The organism is Microcoleus sp. C2D2 (genome assembly GCF_036702495.1).
Classification (GTDB): Bacteria; Cyanobacteriota; Cyanobacteriia; order Cyanobacteriales; family Microcoleaceae; genus Microcoleus.
The window spans coordinates 1-2,195 of sequence record NZ_JAUBTO010000349.1; the positions used below are offsets into that span (position 1 = coordinate 1).

Below are 2,195 nucleotides of genomic sequence, written 5' to 3' on the forward strand. Positions count from 1 at the left end.
CACGACACATTCGGAGTGGTCATCACTGAATCCATCAGCTCTCTTGTTGCATCCTTGGCTCGTACCAATAATTCGTAAGCTGTTTCGCATTTAAAATGGTATAATAATAAATTAAAATTCACAGAAAAGACAGAAGTATGCCAGCCAAAAATCATCTCAATTCCGAGCAAGTCAAAAAGCTTCAACAATCCTTAAAACAAGAAGAAAATGGAGAAATTAGAGAAAGGATCTTAATCTTACTATTGCTCAATGACGGAAAAACGCAAAAAGAAATTGCTAAATTTATCGGGTGTTCGCTAAACAAAATCTGTTTCTGGTGCGAGCAGGTCGCTCCAGATAATTTAGAGAGTCTTAAAGATGATAAAATGAAAGGAAACCATCACAAAGCCACAGAAAAATACATAGAAATATTACTAGAAACAATTGACAAAGATCCTCAAGAGCTAGGATATGAATTTGGTCGATGGTCAGCGAAAAGATTGGCTACTTATTTAGAAGAAGTAACTGGAATTAAGTTAAGTGGCTCACAAGTATGGAGAATTATTTCAAAAAAAAAGTACGTTTACCTGTGGTCAAAATATAGCCTAGATCACAAACAAGATCCGGATAAAAGGAAAGCTTTTAAAGAAAAATTAGAGGAATATTTAAGAATAGAAAAAGCAAGTCCTGATCGCCTTCAGGTATGGTTTTGGGATGAAAGTGGATTTAGTTTAAGGGTGATTAGGAGAAAGACTTGGGGCAAAAAAGGACATCGCAAAAAAGTGAGGGGAGATAGAAGAAAAGGAAGAGTGAATGTCATGGGAGCAATCAGGTATTCAGACAAAAAAAGATTTGTTGAATTTCTTAGTAAAAGTAACTCTAACAGTTTCTATAAAGTCTTGAAACTATTTTATCAAGATTTAATAAGTGAATGGGTAGAAGCGGGAAACAATCGAGAAGATTTTACAGAAAAAGGGTGTCAAATAGTGATCGTATTAGATAACGCCAGCTTTCACAAGAAACAAGACTATATCCAGATAATAACAACAGAAATGCCTAATATTCATCTGGAATACTTACCTAAATATAGCCCAGACTATAACTTGATTGAATTGGTATGGCATTCAGCCAAAGAATATATTGCTAATCGACTTTTTAAATCAATTGAAGAATTAGAAGTTTTGTTGCATAAGCTTTTAAATGAAGGAGGATTGGTTATCAAATGGGGACGAAAACTTAAAAACAAAGGAAATGCTGTTATCACAATTTAAATGCGAAACAGCTTATGCTGCTTGACGAAAGTCCTTTAATCGTTCACTGTTCATTTAAGGAGTGGATAGGTTTTATTTTTCACCCTCATTCTCTCCTTAACGGTGGCTCTAGTTCTTCTTTTGCCACCGTTCTCATCTTTGCTTAGTCTAAACTACAGTCTTTTAGCAAAATAATCTGTATTTTCAAACACAAAATTAGATGCGCTTACCCTGATATTTCAGTGTTCATTTACAAATAGTGCATCTATTAACTGTAGCACTATTTTATGAAACTGGTATTAGATGGCGGGAAAATCAGGCTACGCAACGAAACCAAGGGCGAACCCTGTTATTGGAAAGACTACAAAGCCTTGTGTTTAGATAATGTTTACTGTGGAGCTTTTTTTCAAAAGTCTCAAGATTTAATTGATTGGGCGAATAGCCAAAAACTGCTGCATCCTATGTACTGTAATTGAGATGGTCATCCGGGAATTTGGAACTTGTTTCAAGAAATTGGAGAGGCCCAACAAAGACAAGAAATTTTAGATTGGTATCATCTCAAAGAAAATCTCTACAAGGTAGGGGGTTCATTCAAGCGATTAAAATCAGCAGAAAATTTTTTGTGGCCAGGCAAAGTTGATGAAGCAATCAATTTATTTAAAGACCTAAAAAAGAAAGCATTTAAAAGATTTTGCCACTATTTAGAAACCCATCGCTGTCGAATAGTTAATTACTTATACTATCAAGTAGAATCCCTAAGTTCTCTAGGGTCGGGAACAGTTGAATCACTAATTAAACAAATTGGAATACGGGTGAAACTATCGGGAGCGAGCGTGGAATATTAAGAGCGTTTCCTCTATTCTTTCTCTTCGCTGTGCTTATCTCAATGGTAAGGATTCAGGTCTGAAAGAAGGGAATGAGCTCAGGCATAGCCAAGTCACTCATATTGGGCAGAAATAGCATCAC

1 protein-coding gene and 1 pseudogene are annotated in these 2,195 nt (G+C 35.6%); both read left to right on the top strand.

Annotated elements, in window-relative coordinates:
- Positions 1-137 precede the first annotated feature (137 nt).
- On the top strand, positions 138-1,250 hold the full coding sequence (locus QUB61_RS39025) for an IS630 family transposase (protein ID WP_333190455.1): 1,113 nt from the start codon (positions 138-140) through the stop codon (positions 1,248-1,250).
- A 269-nt stretch (positions 1,251-1,519) separates the two neighbouring features.
- Positions 1,520-2,189, top strand: a pseudogene (locus tag QUB61_RS39030) (hypothetical protein); the annotation flags it as partial.
- Between the last annotated feature and the right edge of the window lie 6 nt (positions 2,190-2,195).

What these genes read in the sequence shown, in the direction of transcription:
- QUB61_RS39025 (WP_333190455.1), top strand. Translation starts at nt 138, where the DNA reads ATGCCAGCCAAAAATCATCTCAATTCCGAGCAAGTCAAAAAGCTTCAA.